A 17,317-nucleotide genomic window follows, 5' to 3' on the forward strand; every position below is an offset into this window, starting at 1 on the left:
GGGTTACCTGTCCGGCTTCGGGTAACACGGAACGGCAGGCTTGCAAACAGTGATGGCAGGGCAGGACGCAATCAGGATCGGAACGCGGGGCAGCCCGCTGGCACTGGCACAGGCACACGAGGTGCGCGACCGGCTCGTCGCCGCCCACGGCATGTCCGCGGACCGGATCGAGATCGTCGTCATCTCGACGGCGGGCGACCGGATCCAGGACCGGCCGCTGGCCGAGGTCGGCGGCAAGGGCCTGTTCACGCAGGAAATCGAGGAGCAGCTTCGCGACGGCCGGATCGATCTTGCCGTGCATTCGTCGAAGGACATGCCGACCGTGCTGCCGGACGGGCTGGCGCTGACCGCATTCCTCGAACGCGAGGATCCCCGCGATGCCTTCATTTCTCAGAAGGCGAAATCGCTGAGGGACCTGCGGCGCGGCGCCGTGGTCGGCTCGTCCTCGCTCCGGCGCCAGGCGCTGATCCGTAGGCTGAGGCCGGATATCGAGGTGGTGCAGTTCCGCGGCAACGTGCAGACGCGGCTGCGCAAACTCGCGGAAGGGGTTGCGGACGCGACCCTGCTCGCCAATGCCGGTCTCAGGCGGCTGGGCAAGACCGACATCATCACCGACCTGATGGACACCGGTTTCTTCCCGCCCGCGCCGGGGCAGGGCGCGATCTGCATCGAGGGCCGCGCGGGAGACCCGCGCACGGACGCGCTGGTCGAGCCGCTGAACCACGAAGCCACCGCCACGGCGCTTGCCTGCGAACGCGCCTTCCTCGCCGAGCTCGACGGGTCCTGCCGCACCCCGATCGCCGGACTGGCGACGGTCGCCGACGGGGCGCTGGCCTTTCGCGGCATGATCCTGACGCCGGACGGCACGCAGGCGCACGAGACCGCGCTCGAGGGTGCGCCCGGCGATGCCGCCGCGCTCGGTCGCGAGGCCGGCCGCAAGCTGCGGCAGGCCGCGGGAGACGGTTTCTTCTCGTCGTGGCAATGAGCGGCGCGGCGCGTCCCCTCGTCTGGATCACCCGGCCGCAGCCGGGCGCCGACAGGACCGCGGTGCGCATCGCCGGGATGGGGTTCGAGCCGCTGGTCCTGCCGCTGACGGAGGTCGGCGCTGTCGCGCCGGAGGTCGCCCCGGAGGAAGCGGAGCGAACGGATTTCGTCGCCGCGACCAGCGGCAATGCCTTCCGGCTGGCGCCTGCCTCGCTCGCGAGAACGCTTTCCGCCCGCAAGACTTATGTGGTGGGCGATGCCACCGCCGCCGAGGCGCGGGCACGGGGCTTTCGCGACGTCGTGTCGGCACGGGGCGCCGTCGACGACCTCGTGGCGCTGATTGCGGAAAGCGAGCCGGCGGGCCGGTCCGGGCTCTATTTGTGCGGGCGGCGGCGGACCGGCGACCTTGAGGGAAAACTCGCAGAGAAGGGCATTTCCTGCCGCCTGGCGGAGGTCTACGAGACCGTTTCAGTCAGTTGGCCGACTGAGAAACTTTCCGCCGCGCTTTCCGGCCGCAGGCCGGATGCGGTGCTGCTCCATTCCGCGCTTTCGGCGCAGGCCCTTTCCGGCTCCGCCACGGATGACATTCCCCATATCCTTGAAAACGCACGACTTTTCGTGCTGTCGGAACGGATAGCCGAGGCGCTTCCCGGCTCGCTGCGCGCGCGCGCGGCAGTCGCGGCGGCCCCGAACGAGGAAAATCTCCTTGCGGCTTTGCGCGCCGCCTTTGCGGCCTGACGCCGCGATTCCCTACTCCCGCCCTTTTGCTTTGCGAAAGCCGTGCTAAGACGGCTCAAACCGATTCCGCAGGAGTTTCCGATGACCCAGAAGCCGACTAGCCGGCGCAGCAAGCCGACGCGCAAGCCGGTCACGCTCGACCTGGAGGCAACCGAGGTCAAGGCAGGGAAAAAACCGGCCGAGAACGTGCACGAGGCCGAGCCGGTGGCCCTGGAGTTCGGCCGCAAGACTGCCGCCGAGACGATCGAGGCAACAGCGGAGAAAAAGGCGGCGACGAAATCGCCCGATGCCGACAGCGCCGCGCGTGGGGCGGTGGAGAACGGGCCGGGCGGTGATGCCAAGACGGCGCAGAAGGCGGCATCTGCCGGGAGCAGCGGCGGCGGAAAGGAACCGCCCGCGCAGGGCGGACCCAGGGCGGACGCCGCGACCGGACGCCCGTCGGGCGGCGGGCTGGCCTGGCTCGGCGGCGGCGTGATCGGTGGCGTTGTCGCGCTGCTGCTTGCCGGCGGGCTCCAATGGGCCGGGCTGCTGCCGTCGATGCGCGCCGCGCCGGAACCCGACCTCTCGCCGCTGCAGGCGCAGATCGACGCCCTGGCCGGAAAGATCGCGGAAATCGACGGCGCCGCGCCGGAACTGCCGCAGGATATCGCGACCGGCCTCGAGGCCGCGCGTTCCGCGACCGAGGCCAATGCGCAGGCGCTCGCCGCATTGCAGGAGCGGGTTGGCGCGCTGTCGGAGTCGATCTCGTCGGGTGACGCCGGCGAGGGACCCGGGCTGGAGACGCTGGCGGGACGCGTCGGCGATCTGGAGGCGCAACTGGCAGCCCTGTCCGCTTCCGTCGCGGGCATCGAGACGGCCGCGCCGGGCGCCGATCCGGCCGAGCTGGACGCGATCCGGAGCGAAGCGACGCGGACGGGAGAGGCGGTCGCCGCGCTGCGTGACGACATTGCCGCACTTTCGGGGCGGGTCGCCGCGCTCGAGGGCGAGATCGAGACCGGCGCCGGAAGCCGGGTGGCCACGGCGATCGCGGCCACGGCGCTGAAATCGGCAGCCGATCGCGGCACCGGCTTCATGGCCGAGCTGGAGGCCTATGCCTCGCTGGGGACGGACGAGGAGACCGTGGCGGCGCTGCGCGATTACGCGGCATCCGGCGTTCCGACGGTAGCCGCGCTGGTCGAGCGGTTCCCGGCGGTCGCCAATTCCATCGTCGATGCAACGCAGGGGGTCGACGAGGATGCCGGCATCGCCGAACGACTGATGGCGAGCGCCAGGTCGCTCGTGAAGGTGCGCCCGGTCGGCGAGGTCGAGGGCGAGGAGCCCGGCGCCATCGCCGCACGGATGGAAGTGGCGCTTTCGCGGGGCGATCTCGATGCGGTCGTCGCCGAATGGGAAAAGCTGCCCGAGGGTCCGAAGGCGGCCTCGGCCGATTTCATGGCAGATGTCAGGGCACGACGCGAACTCGACGCGCTTTTGTCGAAGGTGCTTGCGGGCGCGACCGGGCCCGGTGCCCGGGAAACGGACCGGTAGGGAGTGACCGACATGCTGCGCGTATTGTTCTTCATCATCGTCGTCACCGCTCTCGGTTACGGCTTCGCCCGGATCGCCGACACGCCGGGTACCATCATCATGCAGGTCGCCGGCTACGAGATCACCGTCACGCTGATGTTTGCAGCCGTGGCGCTCGCGGCTCTCTTCGTCGCGATCATGGCCACGTGGTGGGTATTCCGCGCCGTTCTCACCTCGCCGCAGCGCGTTCAGCGCTTCTTCCGGGCGCGGCGGCGCGACCGCGGCTACCAGTCGCTGTCCACCGGGATCATTGCCGCCGGCGCCGGCGACAGCGTCACCGCGCGCAGAATGCTGAAACAGGCGGACGGCCTCCTCGACGCGACGACCGAGCCGCTCATACAGCTTCTCGACGCGCAGGCGAGCCTCGTCGAAGGCAGGAACGAGGATGCGCGCGAGAAGTTCGAGGCGATGCTCGACGATCCTGAGCTGCGCAATCTCGGCCTGCGCGGCCTCTACATGGAGGCCAAGCGGCTCGGGGACCGCGAGGCGGCGAGGCACTACGCCGAGAAGGCGGCGCAGCTGGCCCCGCAACTGGCCTGGGCGGCCACGGCGGCACTCGAGCTGAAGACGGCCGCCGGCGACTGGGACGGCGCCATCCGGTTGCTGGAAAGCCAGAAGAAGGCGAAACAGCTCGATCGCGACACCGTCAAGCGCAGGCGTGCCGTGCTGCTGACCGCGCAGGCGATGGACAACCTGGAAAAGGATCCCGCCAGGGCGAAGTCGGCGGCGCTGGAGGCGCACAAGCTCGCGCCCGACTTCGCGCCGGCCGCGGTTGCAGCCGCGCAGGCGCTGTTCCGCCAGAACGACCTGCGCAGGGGGTCGAACATTCTCGAAACCACGTGGCGCAAGGCGCCGCATCCGGAGGTGGCGCTGGCCTATGTCAACGCCCGGCCGGGCGATTCCGCGCATGACCGGCTCAAGCGGGCGAAGCGGCTAGAACAGCTCAAGCCGAACCACGTCGAATCCTTCATGATCGTCGGCCAGATGGCGATGGAGGCCGGCGAGTTCGATACCGCGCGCAAGGCGGTCGCCGCCGTGCTGCGCAACGAGCCGCGCGAGGGCGCGTTCATGCTGATGGCCGACATCGAGGACGCCGAGACCGGCGACCAGGGCAAGGTGCGCGAGTGGCTGGCCCGCGCCGTGCGCGCGCCCCGCGACCCGGCATGGACGGCGGACGGCTACGTGTCGGAGACATGGGCGCCGGTGTCGCCGATCACCGGCCGGCTCGACGCCTTCGAGTGGAAGGTCCCGGTCGAGCGGCTCGGCCCGGTGCTGGAGAACGATCTCGACCCGATGGTTCCGGGCATCGCCGCGGTCGCGGTCGCCGATGCCGCGCCGGATACGGCGGCGCCGGAGACCGTGGCGCCGGAGGAGACCGGCCCGGTGATCGAGGCCGAACCGGTGACGGACGATGTCGAAACCGGAACCGGATCTGGAGCCGAAGCGCTCGCCCCGGCGGGCGAGGCGGAGACCGTGCCCGCGCAGGCCGAACAGGCAGCGGCGACGGAGAAGCCGGAGGACGACGCCGACGACGTGACCGTGATGCCGTCGCCCGCGGCGGAGGAAAGGGCGGCGGCAGCGGCGATGGCGGAACCGCCGGCGGAGGCGGGCGAACCGGTTCCGCCGATCCCCGACGATCCCGGCGTCGATCCCGATGCCCGGCCCGGGGAACCGCCCAGGCGCTTTCGCCTGTTTTGATTGTTGCACTGCCGCCGGCAAACTGACAGTTTCCCGGCGAGGTATAGGGACATGTTCGAACGAATCGCCGCGTTTTTCAGGGAGATCGGAGCCGGGGCAGGCGAGGAAGGGGCCGCGTTCACGCGCGACGACCCGCGCCTTGCCGCCGCCGCGCTGATGTATCACGTCATGGGCGCCGACGGCGTCGTGCACGAATCCGAGAAGGCGCGGCTGGCCGAGGTGCTCGAGGCGACATATTCGCTGGGCAAAGACGAGCTCGAGCGGCTGATCGAGGCGGCGCGCGATGCCGATTCCGAGGCGGTCGATCTCTACCAGTTCACCTCGGTGCTGATGAAGAGCCTGTCGGCGGAAGAGCGCGTCCATTTCATCGAGCTGCTCTGGGAGATCGTCTACGCCGACGGCGTCAACCACGAGCTGGAAGACAATCTCGTCTGGCGGGTGTCCGAGCTGCTCGGCGTGGACGGGCGCGAACGGGTCCTGCTGCGCCAGGCGGTACAGGCACGGACGGGGGAACAGGAGTGACGGTACGCGAGGGGGGCCGCGATCCGGTCCTGATCGTCCTGCACCAGGAAACGTCGACGCCGGGGCGCGTCGGCCAGATGCTGACGCGGATGGGCTTTCCGCTCGACATCCGGCGTCCGCCGCTCGGCGACCCGCTGCCCGCCACGCTGGCGGCCCATTCCGGTGCCGTCGTGTTCGGCGGGCCGATGAGCGCCAATGACGGGGATGACCACGTCCGCACCGAGATCGACTGGATGGGCGTGCCGCTGAAGGAGGACAAGCCGCTGATCGGCATCTGCCTCGGCGCGCAGATGCTGGTCCGCCATCTCGGCGGCACGGTGCAGGGCCGCCCGGACGGGCTTGTCGAGATCGGCTGGTACCCGCTCCGCGCCACGGCGGAAGGCCGGGCGCTGATGGATTGGCCGGAGATGATCTACCAGTTCCACCGCGAGGGCTTCTCGCTGCCCGCCGGCGCGGTGCGGCTGGCGACGGGCGAGACCTACGAGAACCAGGCGTTGCGCTACGGGAACAATGCGTGGGGCGTCCAGTTCCATGCCGAGCTGACGCAGGTGATGATGCAGCGCTGGGTGGTGCGCGGCGCGCACCGCTTCGACCTGCCCGGCGCGCAGCAGGCGCGCGAACACCTGCAGGGCCGCCTGCTCTACGACGCGCCGGTGCGCCGCTGGCTGGAGGAATTCCTCGATCTCGTGTTCCTGCGCGGCGGAAAGGCCTAGCCGCGGCGGTGCAGGTAGCGCGCGTCGCGCAGCTGCGGGAACAGGAAGGCCCAGGCGACGGCGACTCCGACGGCACCGACGCCGCCGAAAACCACCGCCGGCACCACCCCGATGAAGGCGGCCATGAAGCCGGCGCGGAACTCGCCGAGCTCGTTGGAGGCGCCGAGGAAGACCATGTTGACCGCGTTGACGCGCCCGCGCACCTCGTCGGGCGTCCACAGCTGCAGCAGGGTCTCGCGCACATAGACGCTGACCATGTCCGCCGCCCCGACCAGCGCCAGGGCGACGATCGACAGCCAGGCGATGGTCGACAGGCCGAATATCACCGTGAAGAGGCCGAACAGGCCGACGAAGAGCAGAAGGATCCGGCCTGCGCGGTCGGTGATCGGCGAGGCGGCGAGATAGGCGGCCATGACGATGGCGCCGATGCCGGGCGCGGCGCGCAGCATTCCGAGACCCCAGGGGCCGAGATGCAGTATGTCGCGGGCAAATACCGGCAGCAGCGCCACCGCGCCGCCGAGCAGCACGGCGAAGAGATCGAGCGAGATCGCACCCAGGACCACCTTTTCCTTGCGGATGAAGCGCAACCCGTCGAACAGGGACGAGAAGGTCACCTTCTTCACCTTGCCGCGCGCGGGCGGCTTGGGGATCTGCGTGATGAGGACGAGCGAGGCCGCCAGCATCGCCGCCGCGACCGCGTAGGCGACATTGGGACCGATCCCGTAGAGCAGGCCGCCGGCCACCGGCCCGACGATGCTCGCCACCTGCCAGGCCGAGGAATTCCAGGCCACGGCGTTGGCGAAGTCGTGCTCGGGCACGAGGTTGACCACCAGGGACTGCGACGCCGGGCCGTAGAAGGCGCGCGCGATGCCCATGCCGACCAGTGCGACGAAGATCGGCAGCGGGCTTTCCAGGCCGCGCATGGAGAAGAACAGGATCGCGCCCGCGCAGGCCAGTTCCAGCCCGGTCGCCGCACCCATGACGAGGCGGCGGCCATAGCGGTCCGCCACCGTGCCGGTCACCAGGACCAGCAGCAGGAGCGGCAGGAACTGCACCAGGCCGATGATGCCGAGATCCATCGGATCGCGGGTCAGGTCGTAGACCTGCCAGCCGACGGCGACCGCCACGATCTGCACCGCGAAGGTGGTGAAGAAACGCGCCGTCCAGTACCGCAGGAAGGCGGCGTGGGAGAATGCGGCGAAGCGCTTGCCGCCGGTCGATTCGGGAGCATCGGAAGTCATGGCCGTCCACCGATATTGGCTCGGGACCGTTTTGGCAAAGGCGAAATTGCCAACCTGTCAAAAATGGCGTGCCGCCCCATGCGCCGCACCGGCTTGCATGCGGGCGGCCGAATGCCTAAGTGATCGGACGACCGGAAAAGGAGAACGCGCGTGGGCCTGACGATCATTCAAACGCTTCTGTTCGCGATCGGCATCTACAAGTGGATCGTTATCGCGATGGTCATCTTCTCGTGGCTCTATGCCTTCAACATCGTCAACAACTCCAACCGCTTCGTGGCGATGGTGGGCGACTTCCTCTACAAGGCGACCGAGCCGCTGCTCAGGCCGATCCGGCGGGTGATGCCGGATCTCGGCGGCATCGACATCTCCCCGATCGTCCTGTTCGTGGGCATCTTCTTCGTCGAGCGCGCCATCATCAACGTATTGGCGCCGGCCATCATCTGATGGGCCGGCCCGCCTTCTTCCGGGCAGGCGACGGACATGCCGATCTCTTCCTGCGGGTGACGCCGAACGCGTCGCGCAACGCCATCGAGGGTGTCGAGATCCGCGATGACGGCCAGGCGCGGCTGCGCGTGCGCGTTACGGCGCAGCCCGAAAAGGGCAAGGCCAACAAGGCCGTTGTCGCGATCCTGTCGAAGGCGCTCCATCTGCCGAAATCGGCCTTCGCGGTCGTTGCGGGCGACACGGCGCGCGACAAGACCGTGCGCGTCGAGGCAAGCGAAGCCGAGGCGGCGCTTGCCGGCCTGGCGAAAGACCTCGCGGACTGAATGGAACGGCAGGGCAGACGCGGCGACCGAACGGTCGCCGGCCCTGTCTATGCCTTCTTCGCGCGCTCGATCGCCTCGAGGATCAGCGTCCTCGCCGTGCCGGTATCCTGCCAGCCGCCGATCTTCACCCACTTGCCCGGCTCGAGATCCTTGTAGTGCTCGAAGAAATGCTCGATCTGCTTGAGCGTGATTTCGGGCAGGTCCCTGTAGTCCTTCACATTGTCGTAGCGCTTGGTCAGGGCATGGGTCGGAACGGCGATGATCTTCTCGTCTTGGCCCGAATTGTCCTCCATCAGCATGACGCCGATCGGGCGCACATTGATGACGCAGCCGGGGATCAGCGGGCGCGTGTTGCAGACCAGCACGTCGATCGGGTCGCCATCGTCGGACAGCGTGTGCGGCACGAAACCGTAGTTCCCGGGATAGGCCATCGGCGTGTAGAGAAAGCGGTCGACGACGAGAACGCCGGCGTCCTTGTCCATCTCGTACTTGATCGGCTGGCCGCCGACCGGAACCTCGATGATGACGTTGATGTCTTCTGGCGGATTTTCGCCAATCGCGATTGCTTCGATACGCATCCGGTTACTCCTTGAGTCCCGCGGCTGATAACGGGTTTTTATGTGCGGCGCAACAATGCCCGCCCACCGTGGCCGCAGGATGGCGGACCGAGTTGCCGACGGCGCGCGGCGATGGCATCCTGCCGGCGCAAAGGAGACCGGATCCATGAAGCGCGCACTCACCCTTTCCGCCGGACTCGTCCTGGCAGCGTCGGCCGCGACCGCCGCCGAAGACGTCGCCAGCGTCTACACGCGGCTGGACGTGCCGGCGGATTGCGTGGCGCTGTCGGCCGACCCGATGGGCGGCACGTTCTCCTGTCCGGGCCATGGCGGCTACGGCGTCCTGCTGGCGGAGGGCGATCTGCGCCAGAGCGTGTTCTTCGGCCATCTCGGCCCCTGGTACGGGGAGCCCGCCTGGGAGAGTTTCGTCACCTTCAACGGCGCGGGCGACACGGTGGAATGGCGGCTCGACGGGGGCGTGCCCTTCGCCACCATCCTGCGCTGGTTCATCGACGGCATCAATCCCGAGACCGGAAGCCCCGATGCCGGGCATCGCGGCCAGGTGCTCGTCGTCTCGAAGGTCGGCCAGCCCGGCGTGGGCGATGCCTGCGTGGTCGGCTATGTCGATGCGCTGGCCAATGCCGATGCCAATGTGCTGGCGCGCGAGGTCGCCGACACGTTCGCGCGGGATTTCGCCTGTCGCGAGGAGGAGCCGCGCTATCACGGCGAACGCGGGCCGCTGGCCCTCGATCCGGTCAGGGTGTTCGGAAACTAGTCGGACGCCGGCAGTTTACGACCAGACGAAGGCGACCTTGCGCAGCTGGCGTTCCTCGAAGGTCTCGAAGCCCTGCGCGATGTCGCGGCCGCCATGGCCCGCGTAGAAGCGCATCGCCATCTGGTTGTCCTCCAGCGCCCAGACGACGAGGCCGCGGCAGCCATGGTTCTTCAGGCTGCCCTGGGCGGCGTCGAACAGGCATGTGCCGAGGCCGATCCCCTGGTATTCGGGGCGGATGTATAGCTCGTAGATCTCGCCCTCCTGCGGAAGGGCGCGGGCGCGGTTGAGGCCGTAGGTGCAGTAGCCGGAGATCAGCCCGCCCATGTCGACGACCATGACGGAGGTACCGCGGGTGATGGCACGCCGCCACCAGCCGGCATGGCGCCGGGAGATCATGGCCTGGAGCGACTTGTGCGGGATGATGCCGTCATAGGCATTGCGCCAAGAGGCCTCGTGGACCTCGGCGATCTGGTCGGCGTCCCTCCCGGATGCGGGCCTGATATCGATGGTGAGCGACGTCATGATCGCGCACCTTGCTTCAGCGTCAGGTCGGGGGCAAGCGGCTTTGCCCGGTTGTGAACATCAAAACGCATCGAGGACCACGTTTCCCCAAAATATTGTGCCTCGTTATCCACAGAACCCCGATGCGTCGCGGTTCCGGGTGCCGCCCGACGGAAGACTCATTCCCCCGTTTCCGCCCCCCTCAGGCGGGGCAGGATCTCGGTCTCGATTGCCTCCGGTGTCAACGGACCGACATGCTTGTAAAGGACGGTTCCGGCGGAGTCGACAACGAATGATTCGGGAACGCCGTAAACGCCCCATTCTATCGCCGCGCGGCCCGTCCGGTCGGCCCCGGCCTGGGCATAGGGATTGCCCAGGCGGGACAGGAAGCCGATCGCGTTCTCCGTCTTGTCCTTGTAGTTCAGCCCGGCGATGGTGACGCCCTCGCGCTCGGCGAGCGCCATCAGGAAGGGATGCTCCTGTCGGCAGGGCACGCACCAGGACGCCCAGACATTGACCAGGACCGGCCTGCCGGCGAGGGCCGCGAGATCGAGCCCCGGCAGCGGTGCGCCGTCCGGGCCTTCAAGGCCCTCTATCGCCGGCAGGGTGATCGTCGGCGCCGGCTTGCCGAGCAGCATGGAGGGCACCTCGCTGGCGTCGCGACCGGGCCGCGCCATGATGACGGCGAACAGCACGACGAGGGCGAAGAAGGCAAGGCCCGGAATGTAGACGGCGGGATTGACCTTCCGGCGTCCCGGCTTGCGGGCAGTCTCGGTCTCGGTCTCGGTCTCGGTCTCGGTCTCGGTCTCGGTCTCGGTCTCGGTCATGGGCGCGGGCTTCCGTTCTCGGAACGGCGGTGCAGGCCGGCCTCCTCCAGCCGCTTCATCTCGGCCAGCCGGGCGCGGCGATCCAGCCAGAGCCACAGCCCGAGGCCGCCGAGGACGAGTACCGTCAGGGCGTAGGAGGCAAGGACGAACTGTTCGTGGGTCATTGTGTCACTCCGCCAGAACCGGCCGGGTCGCGGCCCGGCGCTCCTGCGCCGAGGCGCGGCGCATGGAGGCGATGCGGCGGCGCCAGATCTCGGTGCGCATGGCGACCATGTGCATGAAGAAGAACAGAGCCGTGAAGCCGAGCGCCATGACGAGCAGCGGCCACAGCAGGCTGGGATGGATGGTCGGGCCGTCGAGCCGGATCACCGCCGCCGGCTGGTGCAGCGTGTTCCACCAGTCGACGGAGAACTTGATGATCGGAATGTTGACCGTGCCGACGAGGACGAGGATCGCCACCGGGCGGGCGGCCTTCACGGGATCGTCCATGGCGCGCTGCAGGGCGATGACGCCGAGATACATCAGGAAAAGCACGAACATGGAGGTCAGCCGCGCGTCCCAGACCCACCAGGTTCCCCACATCGGCTTGCCCCAGAGCGAGCCGGTGGCCAGCGCGAGAAAGGTGAAGGCGGCGCCGATCGGGGCGGCGGCCCGTATCGACACGTCCGCCAGCGGGTGGCGCCAGATCAGCGTGCCGAGCGCCGAGACGGCCATGACCATGTAGCCCATCATGGACAACCAGGCGGACGGGACGTGGACATACATGATGCGCACGGTCTCGCCCTGCTGGTAGTCCTGCGGCGCGGTGAAGGCCATCCACAGGCCCACGGCCAGCAGCAGCGCGCTCAACGCGCCGAGCCACGGCATGATCCTTCCCGAGTAGGAAAGGTACCGCGTCGGGTTGGCGAGTGCGGAAATGCTGAAGCGTCGGGCCTGTGCGGTCGTTTCACTCATGCCACTTCCTTACTTTGTCGGCACCGCCTTCGCAATTGACTCCGGTCAATCCGACGCCGCCTTCAGCGCCGCGCCCGCCGCCAGCGGCCCCAGCGCGGCAAAGAACAGGGTCAGCGCGCAGAGCAGCAGGAAGGGCTGCGTGAAGGGCGCCGGATCCTCGACCGCGCCATAGGCCGCCATCACGCCGAAAATAAGGACGGGAATGACGAAGGGCAGCACCATCACGGAAACGAGAAGGCCGCCGCGCGGCAGGGCGACCGCCAGCGCCGCGCCGGTGGCGCCGATGAAGGTGACGGCCGGCGTTCCGGCGAGCAGCGTGAGCGAGGTGGCCAGGATCGCCGCCGGTTCCATGTTCATCAGCAGGCCAAGCGCCGGAGAGACGACCACCAGCGGCAGGCCGGTGGTCAGCCAGTGGGCGACGCACTTGGCGAAGACCGTCAGCGAAAGCGGCTGGTCGTGCCCGGCCATGACCATGAGGTCGAGCGATCCGTCCTCGCGGTCGGCCTGGAACAGCCGGTCGAGGCCGAGCAGCGAGGCCAGCAGCGCGCCGATCCACAATATGGCCGGGCCGATGCGCGCCAGCAGGTTGAGGTCCGGCCCGACGGCAAACGGCACCACCGCGATCACGGCGAGAAAGAACAATATGCCGATCAGCATGCCGCCGCCGGCGCGCACGCCGATCCGGATGTCGCGGAGGATCAGCGCCGTCATGCCGCCCTCGCCACGGCGAATTCCAGCCGTTTCATGCCGTCGACGGCGATGGGAAGATGGGTCGCGGCGACGACGATGCCGCCGGCGCGCAGGTGGTCGCGGACAAGGCCCGCGAAATGCGCTTCCGACGCCGCGTCGAGGCCGGAGGTCGGCTCGTCCAGCAGCCAGACCGGCCGGAAATTGAGCAGCAGCCGGGCGATGGCGACGCGGCGGCGCTGGCCGGTCGAAAGGTAGGAAAAGGGCAGGTCGCGGGTGTGTCCGAGGCCGACCGTGGCCAGCGCCTCGTCGACCGAAAGTTGCGGGCTGCCGTGGAAGGCCTGCCAGAAGGAAAGGTTCTCGGCCACCGAAAGGGCCGGCTTCATGGCGTTGGCGGGGCCGAGATAGTGCGACGCGGCGGCGACCGTCGGCCAGCGGGCCCCGGCGTCCTCGATCCGGGCGCTGCCCGCGCTCGGGCGCAGCAGGCCGGCGACGGCGCGGATCAGCGTCGACTTGCCGGCGCCGTTCGGTCCGGTGACGAGAAGGCCCTCGCCATCGGCCAGCGAGAAGCCGACGCCGTCGAAGACGATTCCGGCGCCGCGGTCCACGGCAAGATCGGTGACGATCAGTCGCATGGGGGTCCCCCTGTTCCGCAGGGCATCTGGCACGGGTGGCGCCGGCGAGGCAATACCCCGCGACTTTTTGACTTTCGATGGTCTGGAAACGGTCAAAAAACTGCTCTATAGGGGGCGCATCGCACCAGCGGCCGGTGCGCAAACCCATTCAAGCCGACCTGTATGTCGGGCCTCTTCGCGTGGTCTGGCAGGGGCGGACAGCGGAAATGGTCGCACCCGCATCTTCACGAGCGCAAAATCGTTGCGCAATGCGGAAGAGTTCGTCCCTCGCAAGGCCAACCGAACTCGAAAGGTGAATTTCCGTGTCAAAGATCGACAGCTTCAAATGCCGCAAGACGCTCAATGTCGGCGGCAAGGAATACGTCTACTACAGCCTCGCCGAGGCCGAGAAGAACGGCCTCGAGGGCATCTCCCGCCTGCCCTACTCTATGAAGGTGCTGCTGGAGAACCTGCTGCGCAACGAGGACGGCCGTTCCGTTACCAAGGCCGACATCCAGGCCGTCGCCAACTGGCTCAATGACAAGGGCAAGGCCGGCTACGAGATCGCCTACCGCCCCGCGCGCGTGCTCATGCAGGACTTCACCGGCGTCCCGGCGGTCGTCGATCTCGCCGCGATGCGCGACGCGATGGTGGCGCTCGGCGGCGACCCGGAAAAGATCAACCCGCTGGTCCCGGTCGATCTCGTCATCGACCACTCGGTGATCGTGGACGAGTTCGGCACGCCGATGGCCTTTGCCCATAACGTGGAGAAGGAATACGAGCGCAACGGCGAGCGCTACCGCTTCCTCAAGTGGGGCCAGCAGGCGTTCAAGAACTTCCGCGTCGTGCCGCCCGGCACCGGCATCTGCCACCAGGTGAACCTCGAATATCTCGGCCAGGCCGTGTGGACCAAGGAAGAGGACGGCGCGACCGTCGCCTTCCCCGACACCTGCGTCGGCACCGATTCGCACACCACCATGATCAACGGCCTCGGCGTGCTCGGCTGGGGCGTCGGCGGCATCGAGGCCGAGGCCGCCATGCTCGGCCAGCCGATCTCCATGCTGCTGCCGGAAGTCATCGGCTTCAAGCTGACCGGCCGGATGAAGGAAGGCGTCACCGCCACCGACCTCGTGCTCACCGTGGTGCAGATGCTGCGCCAGAAGGGCGTGGTCGGCAAGTTCGTCGAGTTCTACGGCGACGGCCTCGATCACCTGACGCTGGCCGACGCCGCGACCATCGGCAACATGGGCCCGGAATACGGCGCCACCTGCGGCTTCTTCCCGATCGACTCGGAAACGCTGAACTATCTCGACATGACCGGCCGCGACGCCGACCGCATCGCGCTGGTCGAGGCCTATGCGAAGGAACAGGGCATGTTCCGCGAGACCGGCTCCGAGCACCCGGTCTTCACCGACACGCTGGAACTCGATCTCGGCGACGTGGTTCCCTCCATGGCCGGGCCGAAGCGCCCCGAGGGACGCCAGGCGCTGGAGACCGTCGGCGCCAAGTTCCGCGAGGCCTTCGAGAAGGAATACAAGAAGAACCCGGCCGAGCTGGACAAGCGCTATGCCGTCGAGGGCGAGGACTACGATCTCGGCCATGGCGACGTGGCGATCGCCGCCATCACCTCGTGCACCAACACGTCGAACCCGAGCGTGCTGATCGGCGCCGGCCTGCTGGCCAAGAAGGCCAACGAGCTCGGCCTGAAGCAGAAGCCCTGGGTCAAGACCTCGCTGGCGCCCGGCTCGCAGGTGGTCGCCGAGTATCTCGAGAATTCCGGCCTGCAGAAGGAACTCGACAAGCTCGGCTTCAACCTGGTCGGCTTCGGCTGCACCACCTGTATCGGCAACTCCGGCCCGCTCAACGCGCCGATCTCCAAGACGATCAACGACAAGGGCCTGATCGCCGCCGGCGTGCTCTCCGGCAACCGCAACTTCGAGGGCCGCATCTCGCCCGACGTGCAGGCGAACTACCTCGCCTCGCCGCCGCTGGTCGTCGCCTACGCGCTGGCCGGCACGGTCAATATCGACCTGTCGAAGGAGCCGATCGGCCAGGACAAGGACGGCAATGACGTGTTCCTGAAGGACATCTGGCCCTCCAACAAGGAGATCCAGGAATTCATCATGAAATACGTCACGCGCGACATCTTCGAGAAGAAGTATGCCGACGTGTTCAAGGGCGACGAGAACTGGCAGAAGGTGCAGGCGCCGAGCGGCCAGACCTATGCCTGGGACGACAGTTCGACCTATGTCCAGAACCCGCCTTACTTCACCGGCATGAGCAAGACCGCCGGCAAGATCGGCGACATCAGGGATGCCCGCATCCTCGGCCTGTTCGGCGACAAGATCACCACCGACCACATTTCACCGGCCGGCTCGATCAAGGCGCAGTCCCCGGCGGGCGCCTACCTCATGGACCACGGCGTCGGCGTCGCCGACTTCAACCAGTACGGCACCCGGCGCGGCAACCACGAGGTGATGATGCGCGGCACCTTCGCCAATATCCGCATCCGCAACCACATGCTGGGCGAGAACGGGCGCGAGGGCGGCTACACGATCCACTATCCCTCCAAGGAGGAGATGCCGATCTACGACGCCGCCATGAAGTACAAGGAAGAGGGCCGTCCGCTGGTCATCTTCGCCGGCGGCGAATACGGCAACGGCTCGTCGCGCGACTGGGCGGCCAAGGGCACCAACCTGCTCGGTGTCAAGGCGGTGATCGCGCAGTCCTTCGAGCGCATCCACCGCTCAAACCTGGTCGGCATGGGCGTCGTGCCCTTCGTTCTCGAGGAGGGAACGAGCTGGCAGTCGCTGGGGCTCAAGGGCGACGAGACCGTGACCATCGAGGGCCTCGCCGACGTCAAGCCGCGCGACAAGGTGATCGCCAAGGTCACCTATGCCGACGGCACGGTGAAGGAGGTTCCGCTGATCTGCCGCATCGACACGGCCGACGAGCTCGACTACGTCCACAATGGCGGCATCCTGCAATACGTGCTGCGCGACCTCGCCGCGTAGGCGGCAGTCCGCATCGCCGAAAGGACAGGGCCGGGGCGGCAACGCCCCGGCCTTTTTGCTGTCCGATTTTCCGCGCGGAACTGTCTCATTTGCGAGACAGTCCGGCCCTGTCGCCTCCTCGCGGTTTTGACGCCACGGCAGGCGGTGATAGTCTTGCGGACCGCCGTTCGGGGAGGAGGACCCAGTGACGCGAACCAGCCATGCGGACATGGTCATCGAGACCGTCCAGTCGTCATCCGCTGCCGCGGTTTCCAGCCTCGCCGCGTCGTGGCGGCGCTCGCTCGTCAAGCACGGGCTGGACCCGGCCAGCCCGCGCGCGCCGGACCGGGTGGACGCGGCGACGCTCAAGCACCGCCGCGCCGCGCTCGATCGGCTGATGGCCATCGCCCAGCCGCGGCTCGACCAGCTATTCGGTCTGGTCGGCAATTCGGGATGCGGCGTGCTGCTGACCGACGCCGACGGGGTGGTGCTCGACCAGCGCGTCGCCCCGGGCGATGCCGAAACCTTCGAGAGCTGGGGGCTGTGCACCGGCGCGGTGTGGAGCGAGGAGACCGAGGGCACCAACGGCATCGGCACCTGCCTGGTGGAACGCCGGCAGGTGGTCATCCACCGCAGCGAGCACTTCCTCGCCCGCAACACCGCCATGAGCTGCATGGACGCGCCGATCCACGGCGCCGACGGGCGGCTGATCGGCGCGCTCGACGTGTCGTCCTGCCGGGCGGACCAGACCGAGGGCTTCGCGCGGCTAATCGCGGCCACCGTCGCCCAGACCGCGCGCCAGATCGAGAACGACAATTTCCGCGCCGCCTTTCCGGAGGCGCGCATCATCGTCGCCTCCGAGCGCGACGCCAACGACGCCGTGCTGCTGGCGGTGGACGAGGACGACATCGTCATCGGCGCGACCCACGCGGCGCGACGGATCTTCGGCCTCGGTTCCGAAGTCGAACTCCGGCCGCAGCCGGCCTCCGACCTGCTCGGGCGTTCGACCGGGGCCACCGGCTTCGAGCGGGCCGAGCGCGCCGCGCTGAAGCGGGCGCTGGCGCGCGCCGGCGGCAACCACACCCGCGCGGCCCGCGCGCTCGGCATCAGCCGCGCCACGCTCTACCGCCGCCTCAAGCGCCTCGGGGCCGACTGAGCGGCCCGGACTGTCTCGCATCCG

At 68.3% G+C, this 17,317-nt stretch carries 19 protein-coding genes; 11 read left to right on the forward strand and 8 right to left on the reverse strand.

All coding sequences use genetic code 11. From position 1 onward, the window contains the following. Window positions 1-40: 40 nt before the first annotated feature. The 6 genes from hemC to HTY61_RS16260 all read left to right on the forward strand — a co-directional run bounded on the left by hemC (window position 41) and on the right by HTY61_RS16260 (window position 6,221). Window positions 41-985, forward strand: a complete 945-nt coding sequence (hemC, locus tag HTY61_RS16235; protein ID WP_428978268.1) for a hydroxymethylbilane synthase — start codon at window positions 41-43, stop codon at window positions 983-985. Continuing rightward, on the forward strand, window positions 982-1,722 hold the full coding sequence (locus tag HTY61_RS16240; RefSeq protein WP_246273065.1) for a uroporphyrinogen-III synthase: 741 nt from the start codon (window positions 982-984) through the stop codon (window positions 1,720-1,722). The genes hemC and HTY61_RS16240 overlap by 4 nt, the downstream gene beginning before the upstream one ends. An 81-nt stretch (window positions 1,723-1,803) precedes the next feature. Beyond that, window positions 1,804-3,249 carry a COG4223 family protein gene (locus HTY61_RS16245; RefSeq protein WP_175277780.1) on the forward strand — a complete coding sequence of 482 codons (1,446 nt, stop codon included), beginning with the start codon at window positions 1,804-1,806 and terminating at the stop codon, window positions 3,247-3,249. 12 nt (window positions 3,250-3,261) lie between these two features. Beyond that, window positions 3,262-4,986: a heme biosynthesis protein HemY gene (locus HTY61_RS16250; RefSeq protein WP_175277781.1), complete on the forward strand. Its 1,725-nt coding sequence runs from the start codon at window positions 3,262-3,264 to the stop codon at window positions 4,984-4,986. A gap of 51 nt (window positions 4,987-5,037) precedes the next feature. Then, complete coding sequence (locus tag HTY61_RS16255) at window positions 5,038-5,508, forward strand: tellurite resistance TerB family protein (protein ID WP_175277782.1); 471 nt, start codon at window positions 5,038-5,040, stop codon at window positions 5,506-5,508. Then, complete coding sequence (locus tag HTY61_RS16260) at window positions 5,505-6,221, forward strand: glutamine amidotransferase (protein WP_175277783.1); 717 nt, start codon at window positions 5,505-5,507, stop codon at window positions 6,219-6,221. The genes HTY61_RS16255 and HTY61_RS16260 overlap by 4 nt, the downstream gene beginning before the upstream one ends. On the opposite strand, the gene HTY61_RS16265 is transcribed toward HTY61_RS16260, so the two are convergent. Beyond that, a complete protein-coding gene (locus HTY61_RS16265; RefSeq protein WP_175277784.1) occupies window positions 6,218-7,462 on the reverse strand; it encodes an MFS transporter in 1,245 nt (414 codons plus the stop codon). The two genes, HTY61_RS16260 and HTY61_RS16265, sit on opposite strands and share 4 nt — an antisense overlap. A gap of 150 nt (window positions 7,463-7,612) precedes the next feature. Here HTY61_RS16265 and HTY61_RS16270 point away from each other — a divergent pair, with 150 nt between their 5' ends. Next, window positions 7,613-7,906, forward strand: coding sequence for a YggT family protein (locus HTY61_RS16270; protein ID WP_175277785.1), 294 nt, complete (start codon window positions 7,613-7,615; stop codon window positions 7,904-7,906). Continuing rightward, window positions 7,906-8,229, forward strand: a complete 324-nt coding sequence (locus tag HTY61_RS16275; protein WP_175277786.1) for a DUF167 family protein — start codon at window positions 7,906-7,908, stop codon at window positions 8,227-8,229. The genes HTY61_RS16270 and HTY61_RS16275 overlap by 1 nt, the downstream gene beginning before the upstream one ends. Before the next feature lie 47 nt (window positions 8,230-8,276). On the opposite strand, the gene ppa is transcribed toward HTY61_RS16275, so the two are convergent. Next, on the reverse strand, window positions 8,277-8,807 hold the full coding sequence (ppa, locus tag HTY61_RS16280; RefSeq protein ID WP_175277787.1) for an inorganic diphosphatase: 531 nt from the start codon (window positions 8,805-8,807) through the stop codon (window positions 8,277-8,279). A 145-nt stretch (window positions 8,808-8,952) separates the two neighbouring features. Between ppa and HTY61_RS16285 the strand changes: the two genes are divergently transcribed. After that, the gene (locus tag HTY61_RS16285; RefSeq protein ID WP_175277788.1) at window positions 8,953-9,561 is read left to right on the forward strand and encodes a hypothetical protein; all 609 of its coding nucleotides are present in this window, start codon (window positions 8,953-8,955) and stop codon (window positions 9,559-9,561) included. Between the two features lie 15 nt (window positions 9,562-9,576). On the opposite strand, the gene HTY61_RS16290 is transcribed toward HTY61_RS16285, so the two are convergent. The 6 genes from HTY61_RS16290 to ccmA form a co-directional block, all read right to left on the reverse strand. After that, window positions 9,577-10,083 (reverse strand): GNAT family N-acetyltransferase, encoded by a 507-nt coding sequence (locus HTY61_RS16290; RefSeq protein WP_175277789.1) that lies wholly within the window; start codon window positions 10,081-10,083, stop codon window positions 9,577-9,579. Between the two features lie 158 nt (window positions 10,084-10,241). Continuing rightward, the gene (locus HTY61_RS16295; protein ID WP_175277790.1) at window positions 10,242-10,889 is read right to left on the reverse strand and encodes a DsbE family thiol:disulfide interchange protein; all 648 of its coding nucleotides are present in this window, start codon (window positions 10,887-10,889) and stop codon (window positions 10,242-10,244) included. Then, window positions 10,886-11,053, reverse strand: a complete 168-nt coding sequence (gene ccmD, locus HTY61_RS16300; protein ID WP_175277791.1) for a heme exporter protein CcmD — start codon at window positions 11,051-11,053, stop codon at window positions 10,886-10,888. Before ccmD ends, HTY61_RS16295 begins: the two co-directional genes overlap by 4 nt. Window positions 11,054-11,057: 4 nt before the next feature. Next, the gene (locus HTY61_RS16305) at window positions 11,058-11,843 is read right to left on the reverse strand and encodes a heme ABC transporter permease (protein WP_175277792.1); all 786 of its coding nucleotides are present in this window, start codon (window positions 11,841-11,843) and stop codon (window positions 11,058-11,060) included. Between the two features lie 45 nt (window positions 11,844-11,888). Then, complete coding sequence (ccmB, locus tag HTY61_RS16310; protein ID WP_175277793.1) at window positions 11,889-12,554, reverse strand: heme exporter protein CcmB; 666 nt, start codon at window positions 12,552-12,554, stop codon at window positions 11,889-11,891. Continuing rightward, a complete protein-coding gene (gene ccmA / locus HTY61_RS16315) occupies window positions 12,551-13,165 on the reverse strand; it encodes a heme ABC exporter ATP-binding protein CcmA (protein WP_175277794.1) in 615 nt (204 codons plus the stop codon). The genes ccmB and ccmA overlap by 4 nt, the downstream gene beginning before the upstream one ends. Window positions 13,166-13,467: 302 nt before the next feature. Between ccmA and acnA the strand changes: the two genes are divergently transcribed. Together acnA and HTY61_RS16325 are read left to right on the forward strand one after the other, a co-directional pair. Next, entirely contained in the window at window positions 13,468-16,158 is a 2,691-nt protein-coding gene (gene acnA / locus HTY61_RS16320) for an aconitate hydratase AcnA (RefSeq protein ID WP_175277795.1), read from the forward strand. A gap of 208 nt (window positions 16,159-16,366) precedes the next feature. Further along, window positions 16,367-17,293 carry a GAF domain-containing protein gene (locus HTY61_RS16325; protein WP_175278602.1) on the forward strand — a complete coding sequence of 309 codons (927 nt, stop codon included), beginning with the start codon at window positions 16,367-16,369 and terminating at the stop codon, window positions 17,291-17,293. Window positions 17,294-17,317: the final 24 nt, after the last annotated feature.

Source organism: Oricola thermophila, assembly GCF_013358405.1.
GTDB lineage: Bacteria > Pseudomonadota > Alphaproteobacteria > Rhizobiales > Rhizobiaceae > Oricola > Oricola thermophila.